This window comes from Mycobacterium helveticum, from assembly GCF_007714205.1.
Taxonomy (GTDB): Bacteria; Actinomycetota; Actinomycetes; order Mycobacteriales; family Mycobacteriaceae; genus Mycobacterium; species Mycobacterium helveticum.
Genome location: NZ_VMQU01000432.1, coordinates 1 through 213, shown reverse-complemented (window position 1 = coordinate 213; position 213 = coordinate 1). Strand labels below are relative to the sequence as shown.

1 pseudogene is annotated in these 213 nt (G+C 62.0%); it reads left to right on the top strand.

From position 1 onward, the window contains the following. Window positions 1–207 (top strand): annotated as a pseudogene (locus tag FPZ47_RS28835) (hypothetical protein); the annotation flags it as partial. Window positions 208–213: the final 6 nt, after the last annotated feature.

Below are 213 nucleotides of genomic sequence, written 5' to 3'. Positions count from 1 at the left end.
CTGACCGTCGAACGGCTACCGGGCTACGCCCACGACCTCAACCCCATCGAGATGGTCTGGGGCAACATCAAATCCGTAGACCTGGCCAACCTGTGCCCCGACACCATCGACGAGGCCCAGGCCGCCGCCGAGTCAAGACTGACCCGCGTCGGCTCCAACTACGAGCTGTGTTTCGCCTTCCTCGCCCACACCGGTCTTTCTTTATGACAACGA